Raw genomic sequence first — 18,748 nt, forward strand, 5'->3', positions numbered from 1 at the left:
AGTCACGCCTGACGGGTGGGTGTGGGGCATGCGTCGGCCGCCTCACCCACGACGAGTGGGTGCGATGCCGGCCCAGGGCGCACGCCTTGCTCCCAGTCTGCACCGCGCACCGGGGTCGCGCCCGCCAGCGCGGCGAGTTCGCCGCCGTCGAACACCCGGCCCCGGCTCAGCAGCCGCACGCCCTCGGGCGCCTCGAGACTGAACCCGGAACCGCGCCCCGGCACCACGTCCAGGACCAGTTGGGTGTGCTTCCACGCATCGAACTGCGGTCCCGAGATCCACACCGGGACCGCGGCGTCGTCCTGCGGTTCGGTCGTCCCGGTCTCGCCCACCCCGAGTTCCAGATCGAGGACGCCGAGCAGCACGTCCCGGTCACCGACGACGAACTCACCCGACGGGAAACACATCGGCGCCGATCCGTCGCAGCACCCCCCGGACTGGTGCAGCATCAGCGGACCGTGGACGTCGGCGAGATGCCGCAGCAAGGCGGCCGCGGCCGCCGTCACGACCACCCGGGGAGGCACGGTGTTCACGCGAAGTCCAGGACGATGCGGCCGTCGACCATCCCACGATCGAGTTCGTCGAAGATGTCGTTGATGTCCTCGAGCCGGCGGGTGTGGACGGTGGGGTGGATCGTGCCCCGCGCATAGAAGTCGAGCGCCTCCACCATGTCCTGGCGGGTGCCGACGATCGACCCGCGCAGGGTCAGGCCCTTCAGGACGGTGTCGAAGATCGGCGCCGGGAAGTCGCCCGGCGGCAGGCCCATGAAGGTGATGGTGCCGCCGCGACGGGCCATGCCGATCGCCTGACCGAACGCGGCCGGGTTGACCGCCGTCACCAGGACGGCGTCGGTGCCACCGGTGACCTTCTGGATCTTCTCGATCGGGTCGTCCTCGTACGCGTTGACGAGCACCTCGGCGCCGTAGCGTGCCGCGAGGGCAAGTTTGGAATCGGCGACGTCGACCGCCGCCACTCGCAGACCCATCGCGACGGCGTACTGCACCGCGACGTGCCCGAGTCCGCCGATTCCGGAGATCGTCACCCACTGGCCCGGAATGAGATTGCTGACCTTGAGGCCCTTGTAGACGGTGATACCCGCGCACAGGACGGGTGCGACCTCGATGGGGTCGGCACCTGCCGGCACCCGCGCCGCGAAGCGCGAGTCGACGAGCATGTACTCCGCGAACGAACCGTCGATGCTGTAGCCACCGTTGATCTGCTTCTCGCACAGCGTCTCCCAGCCCGTGCGGCAGTACCGGCACTCCAGGCACGCCGACCACAGCCACGCATTGCCGACGAGATCACCGACCGCGAGTTCGGTGACTCCCTCCCCCACGGCCACCACCTCGCCGTAGCCCTCGTGGCCCGGAATGAACGGCGGCGACGGCTTCACCGGCCAATCCCCTCTGGCTGCATGTAGATCCGTGTGACAGACACCGCTCGAGCGAACCTTCACGAGCGCCTGGTCGCGGCCCGGCCTCGGGATCGGCACCTCCTCGATGGACAGGGGCTTGCCGAACTCGCGAACGACCGCGGCCTTCATCGTCTCGGTCATGAGAACCTCCGGGTGGTGTGGAGCACGGCGCCCGCCGTGAGCTCACCCGCGGGCGCCGCGCACTGTGCTGTCGGATCAGAAGAAGCCCTGCGCCTTGGGCGCGTAGCTGACGAGCAGGTTCTTGGTCTGCTGGTAGTGGTCGAGCATCATGTGGTGGTTCTCGCGGCCGATGCCGGACTGCTTGTAGCCGCCGAACGCCGCGTGCGCCGGGTACTGGTGGTACGTGTTGGTCCACACCCGCCCGGCCTGGATGTCGCGTCCCGCCCGGTACGCGACGCCGCCGTCACGCGACCACACGCCGGCACCGAGACCGTAGAGGGTGTCGTTCGCGATCGAGATCGCGTCGTCGTAGTCGGTGAACGACGTCACCGACAGGACCGGGCCGAAGATCTCCTCCTGGAAGATCCGCATCTTGTTGTGCCCGGTGAAGACCGTCGGCTGGATGTAGTAGCCGCCGGACAGGTCACCGCCCAGGTCGGCGCGTTCGCCACCGGTGATCAGCTTCGCGCCTTCGTTCTTGCCGATCTCGATGTACGAGAGGATCTTCTCGAACTGGTCGTTGGAGGCCTGCGCACCGATCATGGTCTCGGTGTCGAGCGGGTCGCCCTGGCGCACCGCCTTGGTGCGGACCGCGGCCAGCGACAGGAACTCGTCGTAGATGTCCTTCTGGATGAGCGCGCGCGACGGACACGTGCACACCTCACCCTGGTTGAGAGCGAACATCGTGAAGCCCTCGAGCGCCTTGTCCTGGTAGTCGTCGTTGGCGGCGAGCACGTCGGAGAAGAAGATGTTCGGGCTCTTGCCGCCGAGTTCGAGGGTGACCGGGATCAGGTTCTGCGACGCGTACTGCATGATCAGTCGGCCCGTCGTGGTCTCGCCGGTGAAGGCGATCTTCCGGATCCGCGGACTCGACGCGAGCGGCTTGCCGGCCTCGACGCCGAAGCCGTTGACGACGTTGACCACTCCCGCGGGGAGCAGGTCACCGATCAGCGAGAACAGGTACAGGATCGACGCGGGCGTCTGCTCGGCCGGCTTGAGCACGATGGCGTTACCGGCGGCGAGGGCCGGTGCGAGCTTCCACGTCGCCATCAGGATCGGGAAGTTCCACGGGATGATCTGTCCGACCACACCCAGCGGCTCGTGGAAGTGATAGGCGACGGTGTCGGAGTTGATCTCCGAGAGCGAGCCCTCCTGCGCGCGAATCGCGCCCGCGAAGTAGCGGAAGTGATCGATGGCGAGCGGAATGTCGGCGTTGAGGGTCTCGCGGATCGGCTTGCCGTTGTCCCACGACTCGGCGAGCGCGATCTTCTCGAGGTTCTCCTCCATCCGATCGGCGATCTTGTTCAGGATCACGGCACGTTCGGCGACCGAGGTCTTCCCCCATGCCGGAGCCGCGGCATGGGCCGCGTCGAGTGCGAGTTCGATGTCCTCGGCCGTGGACCGGGCGACCTCACAGAACGGCTGTCCGGTGACCGGCGTCGTGTTCTCGAAGTACTGACCCTTGACCGGCGCCACCCACTCGCCACCGATCCAGTTGTCGTACCGCGACTCGAAGGACATCAGAGCATCGGCCGAACCGGGACGGGCATACACGCTCATCGAAGACTCCTGTCTGTGCTGTCACAGCCCCACACGGGGTGTGACACAGGACACTAGGCACGTCAACGTTGCAACTACGTTGGATCCGAGGTCACAACTGCGCGGCGGCGCGGCCGGGATCCGCCCGAACCGTTCCGTACGTCCGGATCGATCGATGCCCGAAATCGTCACGAAACTGGCATTCGACTGGCTAGGGTGCAGGTCAGAGGTGGAACGTGTTCCACCGATCGTGTCGTTGCTCCGGAAGGAATGCTGATGCAGTTCAACCTGGCCGATGTCTTCGAGACCGTCGCGGCGGCCGTGCCCGACCGGACCGCCCTGACGTACGAGGGCGAGAACTTCACATACGCGGAGCTGAACGGCGAGGCGAACAAGACGGCGCAACTGCTCGCACGGGCCGGCATCGCGCCCGGGCAGCACGTGTCCCTGTTCCTGAAGAACAGCGTCGAGCACGTCACGTCGGTCCTGGGACTGATCAAGATTCGTGCGGTCCCGATCAACGTCAACTACCGCTACACGCCCGCCGAGCTCGAGTACATCTTCACCAACTCGGACTCGGTCGCGGTCGTGGTCGAACTCCCCGAGCACCAGCGCACCCTCGCCGGGCTGCTCGACAGCTGCCCGCTCGTGCGGACCGTGATCGTCGTCGGCGACACCACCGACGAACTGCGGACGGCAGCCGAGGCGCGCTCCGTCTCGGTGGTGCCCTTCAGCGGCGCACACGACCTCCCGGCCACCGCAGAGTTCGCGCCGCGCAGCGGCGACGACCTGTACGTCCTCTACACGGGGGGAACCACCGGATACCCGAAGGGCGTCATCTGGCGTCACGACGACTTCTTCCGCAAGCCCCTCTCCGGCGGCAACCCCTACGGCGAGGACGCGCGGAAGGATCTCGCCGAGGTCGCCGCTGCCGCGAAGGAGTTCCCCGACCTCTCGTTCCTGATCGCCGCGCCCCTGATGCACGGGGCCGCGCTGTACTCCCTGTTCACGTTCTTCACCCTCGGCGCACGGGTGGTCCTGATGCGCGACTTCGTCCCGCGCAAGGTCGTCGAGGCGATCGAGAAGGAGTCGCTGCAGGTGATCCTCATCGTCGGCGACGGCATGGGACTGCCGCTGGTGGACGAGATGGAGCGCCGCAAGGGCGAGGTCGACTTCAGTTCGCTGTTCTCCATCACCTCGGGCGGCGCCATCTGGTCGCTGAGCGTGCGTGAGCGGATGCTCGCCGTGAAGCCGGAACTGTTGCTGCGCGACAACTTCGGCGCCTCCGAGTCCGGCAACGACGGCGCGTTCACGATCGACGAGAACGGCAGCCTGCGGATGCCGCCGTCGCCCAACATGATCCTGGTCGACGAACGACTCGAACAGATCCCCGCCGGATCGGACCAGGTCGGGTACATCGCCCGTATCGGCAACGTCCCCCTCGGCTACTACAAGGACGAGGAGAAGACCGCCCGTACCTTCCCCACCCGCGCGGACGGCACCCGCATCTCGGTGCTCGGCGACATGGGCACGATCGAGGCCGATGGCACCATCGTCTTCCTCGGACGCGGCTCGCAGTGCATCAACACCGGCGGCGAGAAGGTCTTCGCGGAGGAGGTCGAGGCCGCCCTCCACGCGCACCCGGCGATCTCCGACGCCCTCGTCGTGCCGGTCCCCGACGAGCGGATGGGCCAGCGGGTCGCGGCCGTGATCGCGGTCTACCCCGATGCGGCGGAACTGACGCTCGACGGCGTCCAGGAGCACTGCCGCAAGACGCTCGCCGGCTACAAGGTCCCGCGCGCCGTGGTGACCGTCGACGAGGTCAAGCGCACCCCCGCCGGCAAGGCCGACTACCGCTGGGCCACCGCCGTCGCAGCGTCGGAATCCGTAGCGGCACAGGGCTAGTAGCCCGCACCGAACCGTCGGTCGAGCACGCGCAGGTGAGCCTCCACCTGCGCGTGCAGCGGCGAGTCACGGTCGAGGGTCGACAGGTAGGCCACCCAGGCGTCGCGATCGTGACGGCCGTGGACCGAACTGGTCCACGACGCGAGCAGACGCGCATCGCCGCCACGCAGGACCGTCGCCTGCACCCGCATGCGCAGCTCCTCCCGAACGTCCTCGATGCCGGGCGCGTCCGAGCCCGGCAACACCGGGCCGTCGTACAGGCGCAGTGCCGACACGAGGTCGCCGCGGTCGAGCAGCGACCGCACGTCCCCGACGTCGGACTCGAGCGGCCCGAGCAGTCGGTACGGTCGCGAACCCAATCGATCGGCACCGAAAACCTTACGTAGCCGTGACATCTCGGCCCGGACGGTCACCGCGTCCAGTTCGTCCTCGTCGAGCAGCACGGCGAGTTCATCGGCGGCGAGACCCTCGGGGTATTCGGCGAGCAACAGCAGGATCTCGGCGTGCCGGCGCGACAGCTCGTGCCGCTCACCGTTCACGATCAACCCCGGATGCCCCGACACCAGCACCTCGAGGCGGGGCGCCGACGTCGCCGGCGGTCGGGGCGCCGACAGGGCCTGCAACCGCAGCTCCGCCTCCGCCGCCGCCACCGTGGCACGGACGAGAGCGAGCGCCTCGGGCACCGCCACCCGGGGTCCGCCGGTGATGTCGAGCGCGCCGATCGTCCGTCCCGTCGTCGGGTCGTGGATCGGGGCCGCCGAACAACTCCACTCGTGGACAGCACGGTTGAAGTGTTCGGCCGCGAAGATCTGGACGCCGTGGTCGAGCGCGAGCGCGGTGCCGGGAGCGTTGGTCCCCACCCGATCCTCGCTCCAGTCCGCGCCCTCGACGAAGTTCATGCGCAGCGCGCGGTCCTTCGCCGCCGAATCCCCCTCGACCCACAACAAACGGCCGTGAGCGTCACTGATCGCCACGAGCAGACCGGTGTCCGCAGCGTCCTCGACCAGCAATTGTCGTACCACCGGGCGGATTGCGGACAGCGCATGAGCGGCGCGGTACTGCTCGAGCGCGGCCCCGTCGAGTGCCCCCGCGTCGTCGACGACGTCCGGGCTCACCCCGCTCCCCCGGCTACGCAGCCACGACTCGCGGACGACCGACCGGACGGCGTCGGTCGCGGTGCCGTCGCGCTCCGACTCCACGAACAGTTGATGCGCCGACGACGTCCGCTCGGCGAGCACCGCGAGGTCGTCGCCGGGACGCACCGCAATCCACGGATTGCGCGAACCGAACTCCTGACCTGCCATCGACGCCCTCCATCAATCCCCGACGCCCCCGACAGCCACTGTAATGCCGCTCACACGAAGGTGCTGGCACGCTCCGCGACCATGACGGCGGTGGCGTGCGGTCCACGACTCGGCACCGACGGCAGGATCGACGTGTCGACCACGTACAGGCCGTCGATTCCGTGGACACGGCACCGTTCGTCCACTACCGACGCCTCCTCGTCGGCGCCCATCCGGCAACTCCCCGACAGATGCAGCGACGTCCCGAGATGGTCGGAAAGCCAGTCGTCGGACGTCTCGATGCGCTCGGGCTCGAGCAACCGGCTCATCGGCCCGGAGTGCATGAGGTCGGCGGCGTGTGCCACCCCCGAGCGCAGCGCCTCCCGGTCCCCGGCCGACTCCAGGTACCGGTACGACACCGTCGGTGCATCCCCGGGATCGGCGGACACCAGACGGATCTCGCCGCGACTGCGGGGCTTCATCAGCACCACACCCAGACACGGCTTGCCGATTCCCGATCCGGGTATCAGATCACCGAATGCGGCTGTGTAGGGACGCATTTCGATGTCCTCGGCATTGAGCGTCACCTGCAGCACCGGGGTCCGCGTGGTCCGAGCGACCGGGCGTCGGTAGCGGTACGGCAGCACCACCTCGGGATGGTCGCTGAACTCCGAGCCGACCGCCGGCAGGTCCGCGACCACCGGGATGCCCAGCGCCGTCAGATGTTCAGCGTCGCCGATCCCGGACAGCATCAACAGGTGCGGGGTCGCGACGGCGCCGGCGGTGAGGACCACCGTCGACGCCCGGATCGTCCCCAGGCGCCCGTCGGTGGCGACCTCGAGTCCCACCACCCGCGTACCGGAGAACAGCACCCGGGTCACGGTCGTGTCGGACCGGACGGTGAGATTCGGCCGGCCCAGGTTGGGCAACAGGTAGGCCGACGCGGGACCCACCCGGACACCGTCACGGATGTTCAACGGCACCGGGCCGATGCCGTGCGACCCGGGCGCGTTCTTGTCGGGGTCGTCGGGATGCCCCGCGGCGTGGGCGACGTCGGCGAACGCCGCGCTCACCGGATGCCAACGGTCGGCGGGTTCGCGCCGCACCGGGATGGGGCCCGTCGAACCGTGCCACGGACCGTCGAAGTCGGCGTCGGACTCGAGCGCCTTGAAGTACGGCAGCACGTGGTCGTAGGACCACGACGCCGGCCAGTGCGCAAAGTCCTCCACCTGCGCCCGCACGAAGTACCCGCCGTTGACCGCACCCGAACCGCCGAGCACTCGGCCTCTGGCAATCCAGCCGGCGCGGCTGCTCGTGAGCTCCACCGGGTACGGCCAGATCCAGCGACTGTCGGGCCCCACCGGGAGCACACCCGCATCGACGAGTTCGGGCGGGAACTCGGCGGGAATCCGATGGCCCGGACCGGATTCGACGAGCAGAACCCGACGGTTCGGGTCCTCGCTGAGACGTCCGGCGACAACGCTTCCGCACGAACCGCCGCCGATCACGACGACGTCCGCCGACACCGGGATCTCCTGGATCTCCGGGCCGTCCCGGTCCACTGTCAGCTGCCGATGCGCGGCGTCAACGCCCGCAGGTCACGGGCACGGGCGGCCCCCTGCCACAGCCCCGCGCCGTACGCGACGTCGTCGAGACGTTTGAACGCGGTGTACCGCACCGGGCCCAGCCCGCCGGGCTCGCGGTGCGTCGACCAGTCCACGACGCCCTCGGTGATCGCCACGACCAAGGCCAGTCGCCGGATCCGGCGGGACAGCAGGACCGCGAGCAGTGTCACCGGCCAGTAGTGCCGGCACATGGCGGACGCGAGCTGCCACGCGCCACCGACGAAACCACGCGCCGCGAGGACCGCGGCGATACGCGTGGGCTGATCCAGCTCGCGGAACGTGCGGCGCAGCCGCAGCATCGTCACCAGCATGGTGGCGATGCTGCCGAGCAGCCCGATCCGGGTGCACGTCGCGGCCGCGAGGACCGCGAACAGCGTCCACTTCGACATCGCAACCGGCGGCACCATGCCCTCGTGCCGGGCCGCAAGTGGTGCCGCCCCGGTCCCGTAGAACAGCTTGCGGGTGAACCACTTCCCGAACGCCACCCGGTGGTCGTGGGCGACGTGCGAGACCGGCTCGTAGCGCAGGCGCCAGCCGCCCTCCTGGAGCCGCCAGCACAGGTCGACGTCCTCGGCGACGTGCATCGTCTCGTCGAACCCGCCCAGCTCGACCAGGACGTCCCGGCGCACCAGCATCGCGGCGCTGGGTACGTACGACACCGGGCTGCCGGAGCGGACCGCAGCCTCCTTACGTCCGAGATCCAGCGACGACCGCGCGTGCTCGTAGCGGGCCAGCATCGACCCCTCGGGTTCGAGGGCGACGATCCGCGGCGCGACCAGCGCCACCGCGGGATCACTGAAATGACCGAGCATCCGTTCGAGCCAACCCGTCTTCGGAAGCACATCCGAATCCAGAAATGCCACGAAAGGCGTTTCAGCGGAACGTAATCCGGTATTTCGTGCCGCGGCCGGACCACGCGAGGTCTCGTGCCGCAGCAGCGTCACGTGCGCCGTGCACCCGGAGAGGTCCGGCAACTCGAGCGGGGTCCGCGAGCCGTCGTCCACGACGACGACGTTGAGACCCTTCAGCGCCGGGACGAGTCGGGCGATGCCGTCTACATTGTCCCGCAGCGGCACCACGACGGTGACGTCGCTGGGCGACGGGGTGGTCATGGGGCGCGGGTTCGCGACACCGGAGTCCAGCAGGTGTCGGGCGACCACCGCGGTCTGCGAGTCGACGACCTCGAGATATCCGTCGCCGATCATTGCGGCGGCGGCCGGCGCGAGCTTGAGCATGCGCATCGGTGAGCCGCCGATCAGGACCCTGCCACCCGAGTAGGCGCGCACCTTGGGATCGATGCGGATCCCGAACCCATCGGGGAGGCGAGCATGCTGCATCAGACGATCGTAAGGCTCGATCCGACAACGGGCAGAACTTGCTGCAAAAAACCCGGACGAATCGCAACACCGGTCACACGAGCCGCCCGTCGGGGCGCACAGCCCAGCCCGCGATCGCCGCGTCGGCCCGGCGGACGAGGTCGACGAACAGTCGTTCGCCTTCCTCCGCGGACGCTCCGGTGGGGTCGCCGAGAATGCCGTTGGGCGTCGCGGCGAGCATGCCGCCCGACCGCAGCCGCGGCATCAGCTCGGCGATCGGCGCACTGTTCCCCGGCTCGGCTCGGTCCACCGCGACGGCGCGGGGTGAAAGATGTAGCAGCAGGGAAGTTTCGGTTCGTCCGGCATGCGCGTCGGCGCCGGGGACCGCACACGGCAGCCAGGCCACGTCGCGCCCCTCGTAGCGCAGCAACTCGACGGCCTTCACCAGTGCCGGACCGTTGCCGCCGTGCCCGTTGACGAACACGACACGCCGCGCCCACCGGCACACCGAGCGTCCGTACTCGACGAGCACCGTCTCGAGCACATCCGAGCCGATGGAGACGGTGCCGGGGAAACCCTCGTGCTCCCCACTCGCGCCGTACTCGATCGCGGGCGCAGCGGTCACGCCGGTCAGCGCCCCCACCACAGCCGACGCGATCCGAGTATCGGTATCGAGCGGCAGATGCGGGCCGTGCTGCTCGAACGACCCGACCGGAACCGCGACGGTGAGAGCGTCTCGCGCGATGTCCGGCCACGGGGTGGAGGCGAGGCTCGTCGAGGCGTCCATCAGTCCTCGACGCATTCGACACCGTTCGCATCCACCTGAATGCGCCCCAGAAGAGCCTGCAGCGTGGCCGATTCCTTCTGCGACAGCGCGGCGAACAGCTCGTCCTCGGCAGCGGCGAGGGCCTTCTCGATCCGGGCGACAGTACGCGCACCCTCGGGCGTGATCTCGACGATGTGCCGGCGGCGGTCCGCGGGATCGCGTCGACGCTCGGCGAGCCCCGCCGATTCGAGGTCGTTGAGGATCGCCACCAACTGACTCGGGTCGACGCCCATCGTCTCGGCGAGCTGACGCTGTCCGATCGCCCCGTGACCGAGGTGCAACAGCGTCATTGCCTGACGCGACCGAAGTCCGGTGACCGACAGCGCGCTCCGCAGCCGGATTCCGACCAGTTCACCGCGGAAGGCGAGGAGGAAGCCGAGGCGTTCGGTGGGAACTGCCGCTGCGCGCGTCGACGTCATCCTCCCACCGTATCAGGGCCCCCATTGTTTTTGTCCCGAAATCATTGATACCTTCCAACTATTAAGTCACCTCAATCCATGGGAGCCGTACATGTTCATCGCCTACGCTGTCGTCGCCGTTCTGCTGACCCTCGCGCTGGCCGCGTCCGCGTTCATGACCGCCACCCGAAACGAACAGGTGGTCACGAGCATGCGCAACGCGGGAGCGCGCGACTCCTGGTTCCCGAAACTCGCCGCACTGAAGACACTCGGCGCCATCGGACTCGTCGCCGGATTGTGGGTGCCGTGGATCGGCGTCGCCGCCGCCGTCGGCGTCACGCTCTACTTCGTCGGCGCCACCACCATGCACCTGCGCGCCGGTGACAAGAACATCGGCGGATCCGTCGTCCTCGGACTCCTCGCCGTCGCCGCAATCGTCCTGCGTCTGCTCAGCGCCTGAGCCGAGCAGGTCGACGCCGATGCGTACGGCCGGAGCGGCGCCTTACAGCCGGGCGAGGACAAGGAATGTGAACGGCACACCGTAGGCGACGGCACCGAGCAACATGCCGAAACCGAACGCCCGGAGAGGTTGCGCCTTCGTCCAGACGAGAAGAGCGAACGCGCCGACCAGAATTGGACCGATCAGCAAGGCGTTGACCATCCAGTGCCCGAACACTTCGGGCACCGCGAGCTGAAGACCGGTCCACAGTGCGGCACCGAGCATCGAACCGACGACGACCTGGACAGCGACGATGCCACTCCGTGCGACAACACCGCGCTGCGATTCCCGCACTGCACCCCTCCCGGATCGGTTCGTCGTCCCGTTCGGACACCATCCCACAGCCGACGGCGTGCGGTCGGCATTGCACGTCACCTCGCATGACGCGCCAGAGACATTCGGCCACTTGCCGTTCGAGGTCGGCGTCGCGTCGGACGACAACATCCCGACCTCGTACCCTGTGCCGCTACCACCACCGACTACCGACAAGAAACCCATCCCCGCCCACAACCGGGCAGGACCACTCGCGGCAGAGGCGTTGAGCTCTACAACGACACAGCCACGCGATGCCCTTCGAGCACTGCGGCGTGCGAGCTCCGTGGTGCGACGGCGTCCCCGATGCGGCGCACCTCGAATCGCACCGAATCTCTGCGCGACAGCACCTTCCACAGGCTGTCGTCGGGTTCCTGATGGGTCGCGCAGACCACCCAGTCGAACACGCCCGTGCGCGCCTCTCCGGTCAGGTGGTACTCCATTGCCACCCGAAGCCTGCCCGATTCCTCGGCGACACCGGAGACCCCGACATCGGTCCACTGCTCGATACCGGCGCGGTGCGCCCGCCGCTGCCATCCCTCCATGTCCAGGGTGACCCCGAGATCCTGACCGACAATCATGCCGGGCGCCGCAATCGTCACCGCGCACCCACGCGCCGCCAACGTCTCCGCAGTCGACGGCCCCTGCTGGAAACCCAGTTCGTCCACCACGAGCACACGGCCGCACGGACCAGCCCGCCCCTCGAGTACGTCCCGCGCATGGACGACGCGTACACACTCCCCTGCCCACCACGGCCGGACCGGGCGCGCACCCGTCGCCACGACGACGACATCGGGAGCCAGTCCGTCGAGCAGATCCACGTCGACGTCGACCCCTGTCTCGATCAGCACGCCCCGGCGCTCGCACTCCCCGACCAGGTTCCGCACCAGATCGCCGAGTTCACCGCGGCCGGCCGCCGACGCCGCCACCCGGATCTGCCCACCCAGCACGCCCGACCGCTCGTACAGCGTCACGCTGTGCCCACGCTCGGCCGCGGTCGCGGCGGCAGACAACCCGGCCGGGCCACCGCCAACCACCACGACACGACGTCCGGGCATGTGGGGCTGCGGCAGCGGCACCGATTCCCTGCCGGCACGGGGATTCTCGACGCATCCGAGCCACCGCCCCAACCCCATGCGTCCGACGCATTCCTGGTTGCACGACAGACAGGTGCGGATCTCGTCGGCGGCACCCCGCCGGGCCTTCGCCACGAACTCCGGGTCGGCGATCTGGCCGCGCACCACACCGATCAGATCGCAGCGGCCATCCACGAGCGCGCGCTCCGCCTCGGCGGGATCCTTGAGCCGCCCCACCCCGACCACCGGGAGCGAGACACCGCGCCGGATCGCCTCGGAGATGTGCAATGCATAGCCGCGTGGTGTCGCCATGGACGGCTCCACCAGATGCAGCGTCTCGGTCGCCACCCCCATCGTCGTGTTGATGTAGTCGACGGAGCCCGTCGCCTCCACCAGTCGGGCCACGGCCACCGCCTCGTCGAGCACGATGCCGCCGGGCACCTGCTCGTCGCCCGAGAGGCGCACGCCGAGAATCAGGTCCGGACCGATGGCCGCCCGGACCGCCGCGATCACCTCGAGCAGGAACCGCGCACGGCTCTCCAGCACGCCGCCGTAGCCGTCGGTCCGCAGATTCGTCTGCCGCGCCAGGAATCCGCGGATCAGCGAGGACTGCGACCCCTGCAGTTCGACGCCGTCGAATCCGCCGTCTCGGCAGTGCCCGGCCACGGTGGCGTAGCCGGCGACGAGTTCGGCGATCTCGTCGGACTCGAGGGCCTTGGGCACCTCCCGGAACAGCGGATCCGGCACCGGGCTCGGCGCCCACAGCGGACGGCGCGAATACATGCCCGAGCCCTGGCCGCCGTTGTGGTTGAGCTGAGCGAGGATCACCGCGCCGTGGCCGTGCACGGCGTCGGTGATCCTGCGATAGCCCTCGACCACCTCCGGGCGATACCCGTGAATCACCTTCTCGTACGGCCAGTCCGAAGGGTGGACGCACTGTTCCTCGGTGATGATCATCCCCGCCCCGCCGGCGGCCCGGGCCGCGTAGTACGCGGCGTGCTGCTCGGTGGGCAGGCCGCCGCACGCATAGTTCGTCAGGTGCGCGGTGAACACGACCCGATTGGCCAGCGTGTGCGAGCCCAGGCGAAGTGGGGAGAACAACATCGGATACTGGTCAGACCTTGGTGTTGCCCTGGTCCAGGGCCACCTGGCTGGCGGTGACGGTCTTGGAGCCGTCACCCGCGAGCCACAGCACCGCATCCGAGATGTCGTCCGGATCGGCGATCGGCTTCTCGGTGAGGATCGGCGCGAAACTCGGCCCGTAGTGCGGGTACTGCTGCAGGATCACGAGGCTGCCCTGATCGGTGCCCATGTGCGTATTGACGCCGTACGGGTGGATCGAGTTGACCCGAATCCGGTACTCGCCCAGTTCCTTCGCTGCGGCCTGCGTCAGGCCGACGAGGCCGAACTTCGACGCCGCGTAGTGCGCCTGACCCGGAAGCGCCTTCATGCCGGCCACCGAGCTGACGACGATGATGGAGCCACCGTTACCGGCCTCGATCATCGCCGGCACCGCCGCCTTGAGCGTCTTGAAGGAGCCGGTGAGGTTGATGTCGATCAGTGTCTCCCACTGCTCGTCCGACATCTCCCAGAATCGGTTCCAGTTGCAGATGCCGGCGTTGGCGACGACGACGTCGAGGCGGCCGAACTGCTCCACACCCGCGTCGACGACGGCCTTCAGCGCTGCGCTGTCGCGGACGTCGGCCTCACGGGCAAAGATCTTGGCGCCCTCGGCCTCCACCAGCCGGACGGTCTCCGCGAGATCCTCCGAGGTCGCCGCGTCGTAGGTGTTGTCGTCCGTGACGGACTTGCACACGTCCACCGCGATGATCGATGCACCCTCACGCGCCAACCGCACCGCGTGCGTGCGGCCCTGACCGCGAGCCGCGCCTGTGATGAAGGCGACCTTGCCGTCGAACTGTCCCACCGTGATCTCCTATCCCGTGACTACCTCGTACTGCGACATGGACATTGCCGCGAGTCTTCCCTCGCGGACGGCTTCGAGGACGGTTCGGGGTGCGACACAGTCGCCGACCCTCGCCACGCCCTCGCCCACGGCCAACTTCTCGTTCGGCAGCGGAAGTGAACAGTCCACCAGTACCGAGCACGGTACGCCGACACGGACACCCGTGAAGCGGTTCTGCAGCAACACTTCTCCGGATGTCCCGGCCACCGGGAGAACCGCAAGATGCGACGTCACACCGGCTTCCTGCAATCGCTTGTTCGCGCCCACCAGATCACCCGTCGGGCCGAGTCGCGATCCGATCAACTGGTCCTGTGTCGCGATCGCGACATCGCGCCCCCGCGCGGCCAGCAGCAGCGCCAGCGACACCGCCACCGGACCGCCGACGGGGTCGAACACCACGACCGGTCCCGCATCGAGCGCGGCCCCCGACAGCACGTCGGCCGCGGAGATCACCTGCAATCCTGCCTCCGGCGCGAACGGCGCGGGGCGAGACGTGCTTCCGATCGCGACGACGACAGCGGCGCCGCCACGACGCGCGTCCTCCACACCGTCCGGCCCGATCTCGGTGCCGGTCCGGATTTCCACTCCGAGTCGGCGACACTCCGCCTCGAGCCAGTCGACCAACGCCGACAACCGCTCACGCCCCACCCCGTCGGCGGCAGGTCGGAGCATTCCACCGAGCCGAGTGGTGCGCTCCACCAACGTCACCCGGAACCCCCGCATCGCGAGCAACCGAGACGCCTCGAGACCCGCAGGCCCACCACCCACCACCAGCGCCGGGACGGGACGGGCGACCTCGACCGGTTCCGGATCGACGGTCTCGAATCCGGCCGTCGGATTGCCGATACACGTCACCACCGGGTTCCGCGGATCCCGGACCAGGCAGGTCTGGTTGCACAGCACGCACGGCCGCGGCGTGGCGCCGTCACGTACCCGTGTCACCAGGTCCGGATCCGCGATCTGCGCGCGCGTCATCTCCACGAGGTCCGCGACGCCATCGTCGAGTGCCCGCTGGGCCTGTGTCGCCTCGACGACGCTGCCCTGCAACACGACCGGGACTCGGCCGGCGGCGGCCGCGCGGATCGAGCGGCACAGGTCGCTGTTGAACCCGGGCACGGAGTGGCCGTCCGGTCGATAGGCGGCGGTGGAGTACGGACCACCCCGCACGACGACGAGCAGGTCCAGTGCATCGGCCAGTGCACGAACCTGTTCGGCGGCCTCGTCCGGGGTGACACCGGCCCAGGGCGCGAGTTCGTCGCAACTGAGCCGCAGCGCCAGGATCCGGTCGGCGCCGAGCTCGGCCCGCACCGCCGCGATCACCTCACGGGTGAGGCGCAGTCGGTCGGCACCGTACGGGTCGGCACGACGGTTGGTCAGTCCCGATTGGAACTGTCGGAGCAGGGAGAACGGACCGGCATCGAGTTCGACGCCGTCCACGTCGGCGGCCACCGCGGCTCCGGCGGCGGCAGCGAAACCGTCGACGAGCGAGTCGATCTCGGCTCGCTCCATCTCCATCGGCAGCTCGCGCGACACCGGGTCCGGGAAGCGCGACGGCGCCCACAGCGCGGCCTGCGACCACGCACTCGACCCCTGCAGCCCGGTGTGCCCGAGTCCCGCGAGCACAAGCGTTCCGTGCGGGTGGCACGCGTCCACCACCGCGCGCCAACCCGGTCCGCAATCCGCAGCGAGCGGCGCGCGCTCGTACGGCCAATCGCTCGGGTGCACCGACGCGGTCTCGGTGACGATCAGTCCGGCGCCGCCCCGAGCACGACGTTCGTAGTACGCGACGTGCCGCGCGGACAGCGCGCGGCCGTCCCCCAGGTTGGTCTCGTGCGGACCGAACAGCACCCTGGCCGGGGCGATACGCCCGGCCAGGGTGAACTGCTCGGTGAGACTGCCGCGCACGTGCGCGGTTTTCTAGCCGACGCCCAGGTCGCGGCGGAAGCCCTCGGGGACCACCAGGTCGGCGGGGCTCAGGTGGTGAATCGACTTGTGGCCCAATCCCAGCACCGCGGAATCGATGCCGCCGCGCAGGATGTCGAGGACGTTCTCGACACCGGCCTGGCCGTTGGCCGACAGGCCCCACAGGTACGCGCGGCCGATCATGACGGCGCGGGCGCCGAGGGCGAGCGCCTTGACGACGTCGCTGCCGCGGCGGATGCCGCCGTCGAGCACGACCTCGAGCTGATCGCCGACCGCCTCCGCGATCGCGGGCAGCGCCCGGATCGGGGCCGGGGTGCCGTCGAGGTTGTTGCCACCGTGGTTCGACACCGAGATCGCGGAACATCCGGCGTCCAGAGCCCGCTTGGCGTCGTCGACGCGCATGACGCCCTTGAGCATGAACGGACCGCCCCACTGCTCACGCAGCCACGCGACGTCGTCCCACGTGGGCAACGGCGTGCCCATCCACTGCCCGTACGCACCGAAGAACGTGGGCGGCTCCTGGCCCGGCGCCGCCAGGTTGGGCGTCGTCAGATCCGGCACCTTGCCGGTCTTCGCGAACTCCCACAGCCACTTCGGGCGCGTGATGCCCTCGGGCGCGAACTGGAACATCGCCTTGAGGTCCATCTTCTCCGGGATCGACGGGCTGCCCCAGTCGCGTCCGTTGGAGAAGGACCAGTCCAGCGTGATGATCAGGCCGGTCGCACCCGCGGCGCGAGCCCGCTCCATGCGCTGCAGCAGCGTGTCGCGGTCGCCCACCCAGTACATCTGGAAGAAGGTCTGCGGGTTGGCCGCGGCCACCTCCTCGATGGACTTGCTCGCGAACGAGCTGAGCCCGATCGCGGTGCCCCGTGCGGCGGCGGCGCGCGCGACCGCGACCTCGCCGTCCGGGTGCACGGCCTGCACACCGGTGGGCGAGATCATCACGGGCATCGAAATGGGCTGACCCATCACGGTGGTCGAGAGGTCGCGCTCACCGGCGAGGCCGGCGACGTGCGGCGCGAACCCCAGTTCGGTGAATGCCGCGATGTTGTCGTCGACGGTCAGACCCTTCTCGGATCCGGCGACGAGCGCCGCATAGACCGACTTGGGCAGGCGTTTCTTCGCCCGCCGCTGCGCCTCCGCGACCGTCTCGAACCAGGCACTCTTGGCCATGTCAAACCTCTCGTACTGCTGTAGAAAATGTTCGTCTATTCCATTCCGGCAAGCGGATTTTCGTCACAGATCTTGGCCGGCGGACGGGTGAGCAGGGTCAGCGGAACCGGCGCCTGCGGCGTGCGACGCTCGGCGCGCTTACCGGTCCGCGAATGGTCCTGGCTGGACTTGGGCACGCTGCGGTCGGCCGCGAGTGCCGACTCTCCGTACCCCTGGACGCACTCGGGGTCCGGGCCGTCCATCGGCAGGCCGGTGAAGAACTTGGCCGCCATGCAGCCGCCGCGGCACGAGTCGTAGTGATCGCACTTGGCGCACGCGCCCCCGGTCTGCGGCGACCGCAGATCCCGGAACAGCTCCGAGTGCTGCCACACCTGCTGGAATCCACCGTCCGAGACGATGTTTCCGGCGAGGAACTGGTCGTGGATCGCGAACGGGCACGCGTACACGTCACCGATCGGGTCGATCAGGCACACCACGCGCCCCGCGCCGCACAGGTTGAGGCCCGGCAGTGCGTCGCCGTACGCGGACAGGTGGAAGAACGAGTCGCCCGTCAGGACGCCCTCGCCGTTCGCGACCAGCCAGTTGTACAACTCGCGCTGCTGCGCCTGGGTGGGATGCAGTTCATCCCACACGTCGGCGCCGCGACCGGACGGGCGCAGACGCGTAATGCGCAGCGTCGCACCGTACTTGTCGGCGAGCGCCTTGAAGTCGTCGAGCTGGCTCACGTTCTGCCGCGTGACGACGACCGAGATCTTCGCGTCCTTGAACCCGGCCTCGGACAGGTTCTCCAGCGCCCGGACCGCCATCGCGAACGAACCCGGGCCTCGCACCGCGTCGTTGACCTCGGCGGTCGCGCCGTCGAGGGAGATCTGGACGTCGACGTAGTCGCTGGACGCGAGTCGCTGCGCCACCTTCTTGTCGATCTTGACGCCGTTGGTGGAGAACTTCACGCCCACCTGGTGCTCGGTCGCGTAGTCGACGAGCTCCCAGAAGTCGGATCGCACGGTGGGCTCGCCGCCGCCGATGTTGACGTAGAAGACCTGCATGCGCTGCAACTCGTCGATGATCGACTTGCACTGTTCGGTGGACAGCTCGCGCGGGTCACGACGTCCCGAGGACGACAGGCAGTGCACGCAGGACAGGTTGCAGGCGTAGGTGAGTTCCCACGTGAGGCAGATAGGTGCGTCGAGACCGAGTTCGAACTGGTCGACTAGTCGACCCACGGCGGGGGCGGGCGGCTCGAGAACTGAGGTCATGGGGCTGCGTCCTCACATCGGGGATGTCTGGTTGGGTGCATGTGTGGAGATGAGGCA

Annotated in this window: 16 protein-coding genes; 2 read left to right on the top strand and 14 right to left on the bottom strand. The window is 68.9% G+C overall.

All coding sequences use genetic code 11. The annotated features are described in order from the left end of the window. Positions 1–2: 2 nt before the first annotated feature. The 3 genes from AC1RIF_RS08665 to adh form a co-directional block, all read right to left on the bottom strand. Positions 3–533: a DUF779 domain-containing protein gene (locus tag AC1RIF_RS08665; protein WP_492600956.1), complete on the bottom strand. Its 531-nt coding sequence runs from the start codon at positions 531–533 to the stop codon at positions 3–5. Next, positions 530–1,555 (bottom strand): alcohol dehydrogenase AdhP, encoded by a 1,026-nt coding sequence (gene adhP / locus AC1RIF_RS08670; RefSeq protein ID WP_492600957.1) that lies wholly within the window; start codon positions 1,553–1,555, stop codon positions 530–532. The genes AC1RIF_RS08665 and adhP overlap by 4 nt, the downstream gene beginning before the upstream one ends. A gap of 75 nt (positions 1,556–1,630) precedes the next feature. Beyond that, positions 1,631–3,154 carry an aldehyde dehydrogenase gene (gene adh / locus AC1RIF_RS08675; RefSeq protein ID WP_492600958.1) on the bottom strand — a complete coding sequence of 508 codons (1,524 nt, stop codon included), beginning with the start codon at positions 3,152–3,154 and terminating at the stop codon, positions 1,631–1,633. 255 nt (positions 3,155–3,409) lie between these two features. Between adh and AC1RIF_RS08680 the strand changes: the two genes are divergently transcribed. After that, entirely contained in the window at positions 3,410–5,038 is a 1,629-nt protein-coding gene (locus AC1RIF_RS08680) for an AMP-binding protein (protein WP_492600959.1), read from the top strand. Here AC1RIF_RS08680 and AC1RIF_RS08685 read toward each other — a convergent pair. The 5 genes from AC1RIF_RS08685 to AC1RIF_RS08705 form a co-directional block, all read right to left on the bottom strand. Further along, positions 5,035–6,342 carry a GAF domain-containing protein gene (locus tag AC1RIF_RS08685; protein ID WP_492600960.1) on the bottom strand — a complete coding sequence of 436 codons (1,308 nt, stop codon included), beginning with the start codon at positions 6,340–6,342 and terminating at the stop codon, positions 5,035–5,037. The genes AC1RIF_RS08680 and AC1RIF_RS08685 overlap by 4 nt on opposite strands. A 50-nt stretch (positions 6,343–6,392) precedes the next feature. Continuing rightward, positions 6,393–7,883, bottom strand: a complete 1,491-nt coding sequence (mftG, locus tag AC1RIF_RS08690) for a mycofactocin dehydrogenase MftG (RefSeq protein WP_492600961.1) — start codon at positions 7,881–7,883, stop codon at positions 6,393–6,395. 2 nt (positions 7,884–7,885) lie between these two features. Next, complete coding sequence (gene mftF, locus AC1RIF_RS08695) at positions 7,886–9,283, bottom strand: mycofactocin biosynthesis glycosyltransferase MftF (RefSeq protein WP_492600962.1); 1,398 nt, start codon at positions 9,281–9,283, stop codon at positions 7,886–7,888. A gap of 73 nt (positions 9,284–9,356) precedes the next feature. Continuing rightward, positions 9,357–10,049, bottom strand: a complete 693-nt coding sequence (mftE, locus tag AC1RIF_RS08700) for a mycofactocin biosynthesis peptidyl-dipeptidase MftE (protein WP_492600963.1) — start codon at positions 10,047–10,049, stop codon at positions 9,357–9,359. Beyond that, entirely contained in the window at positions 10,049–10,507 is a 459-nt protein-coding gene (locus AC1RIF_RS08705; RefSeq protein ID WP_492600964.1) for a MarR family winged helix-turn-helix transcriptional regulator, read from the bottom strand. Before AC1RIF_RS08705 ends, mftE begins: the two co-directional genes overlap by 1 nt. A gap of 91 nt (positions 10,508–10,598) precedes the next feature. On the opposite strand from AC1RIF_RS08705, the gene AC1RIF_RS08710 reads away from it, so the two are divergent. Next, positions 10,599–10,946, top strand: coding sequence for a DoxX family protein (locus AC1RIF_RS08710; protein ID WP_492600965.1), 348 nt, complete (start codon positions 10,599–10,601; stop codon positions 10,944–10,946). 42 nt (positions 10,947–10,988) lie between these two features. Here the strand turns inward: AC1RIF_RS08710 and AC1RIF_RS08715 are convergent, their stop codons facing one another. The 6 genes from AC1RIF_RS08715 to mftC form a co-directional block, all read right to left on the bottom strand. After that, positions 10,989–11,279, bottom strand: coding sequence for a hypothetical protein (locus AC1RIF_RS08715; RefSeq protein WP_492600966.1), 291 nt, complete (start codon positions 11,277–11,279; stop codon positions 10,989–10,991). A gap of 251 nt (positions 11,280–11,530) precedes the next feature. Next, entirely contained in the window at positions 11,531–13,477 is a 1,947-nt protein-coding gene (locus AC1RIF_RS08720; protein ID WP_492600967.1) for a mycofactocin system FadH/OYE family oxidoreductase 2, read from the bottom strand. A gap of 10 nt (positions 13,478–13,487) precedes the next feature. Beyond that, positions 13,488–14,300, bottom strand: a complete 813-nt coding sequence (locus tag AC1RIF_RS08725; RefSeq protein WP_492600968.1) for a mycofactocin-coupled SDR family oxidoreductase — start codon at positions 14,298–14,300, stop codon at positions 13,488–13,490. 9 nt (positions 14,301–14,309) lie between these two features. Beyond that, positions 14,310–16,244, bottom strand: a complete 1,935-nt coding sequence (locus AC1RIF_RS08730) for a mycofactocin system FadH/OYE family oxidoreductase 1 (protein WP_492600969.1) — start codon at positions 16,242–16,244, stop codon at positions 14,310–14,312. 12 nt (positions 16,245–16,256) lie between these two features. Next, entirely contained in the window at positions 16,257–17,435 is a 1,179-nt protein-coding gene (mftD, locus tag AC1RIF_RS08735) for a pre-mycofactocin synthase MftD (RefSeq protein WP_492600970.1), read from the bottom strand. 35 nt (positions 17,436–17,470) lie between these two features. Beyond that, entirely contained in the window at positions 17,471–18,691 is a 1,221-nt protein-coding gene (gene mftC / locus AC1RIF_RS08740; protein ID WP_492600971.1) for a mycofactocin radical SAM maturase, read from the bottom strand. Positions 18,692–18,748: the final 57 nt, after the last annotated feature.

The sequence above is a fragment of the Prescottella sp. GW823-FHT02E09 genome (genome assembly GCF_058797375.1).

What these genes read in the sequence shown, in the direction of transcription:
- adhP (WP_492600957.1), bottom strand. Translation starts at nt 1,555, where the DNA reads ATGACCGAGACGATGAAGGCCGCGGTCGTTCGCGAGTTCGGCAAGCCC.
- adh (WP_492600958.1), bottom strand. Translation starts at nt 3,154, where the DNA reads ATGAGCGTGTATGCCCGTCCCGGTTCGGCCGATGCTCTGATGTCCTTC.
- AC1RIF_RS08680 (WP_492600959.1), top strand. Translation starts at nt 3,410, where the DNA reads ATGCAGTTCAACCTGGCCGATGTCTTCGAGACCGTCGCGGCGGCCGTG.
- AC1RIF_RS08685 (WP_492600960.1), bottom strand. Translation starts at nt 6,342, where the DNA reads ATGGCAGGTCAGGAGTTCGGTTCGCGCAATCCGTGGATTGCGGTGCGT.
- mftF (WP_492600962.1), bottom strand. Translation starts at nt 9,283, where the DNA reads ATGCAGCATGCTCGCCTCCCCGATGGGTTCGGGATCCGCATCGATCCC.
- mftE (WP_492600963.1), bottom strand. Translation starts at nt 10,049, where the DNA reads ATGGACGCCTCGACGAGCCTCGCCTCCACCCCGTGGCCGGACATCGCG.
- AC1RIF_RS08705 (WP_492600964.1), bottom strand. Translation starts at nt 10,507, where the DNA reads ATGACGTCGACGCGCGCAGCGGCAGTTCCCACCGAACGCCTCGGCTTC.
- AC1RIF_RS08710 (WP_492600965.1), top strand. Translation starts at nt 10,599, where the DNA reads ATGTTCATCGCCTACGCTGTCGTCGCCGTTCTGCTGACCCTCGCGCTG.
- AC1RIF_RS08720 (WP_492600967.1), bottom strand. Translation starts at nt 13,477, where the DNA reads ATGTTGTTCTCCCCACTTCGCCTGGGCTCGCACACGCTGGCCAATCGG.
- mftD (WP_492600970.1), bottom strand. Translation starts at nt 17,435, where the DNA reads ATGGCCAAGAGTGCCTGGTTCGAGACGGTCGCGGAGGCGCAGCGGCGG.
- mftC (WP_492600971.1), bottom strand. Translation starts at nt 18,691, where the DNA reads ATGACCTCAGTTCTCGAGCCGCCCGCCCCCGCCGTGGGTCGACTAGTC.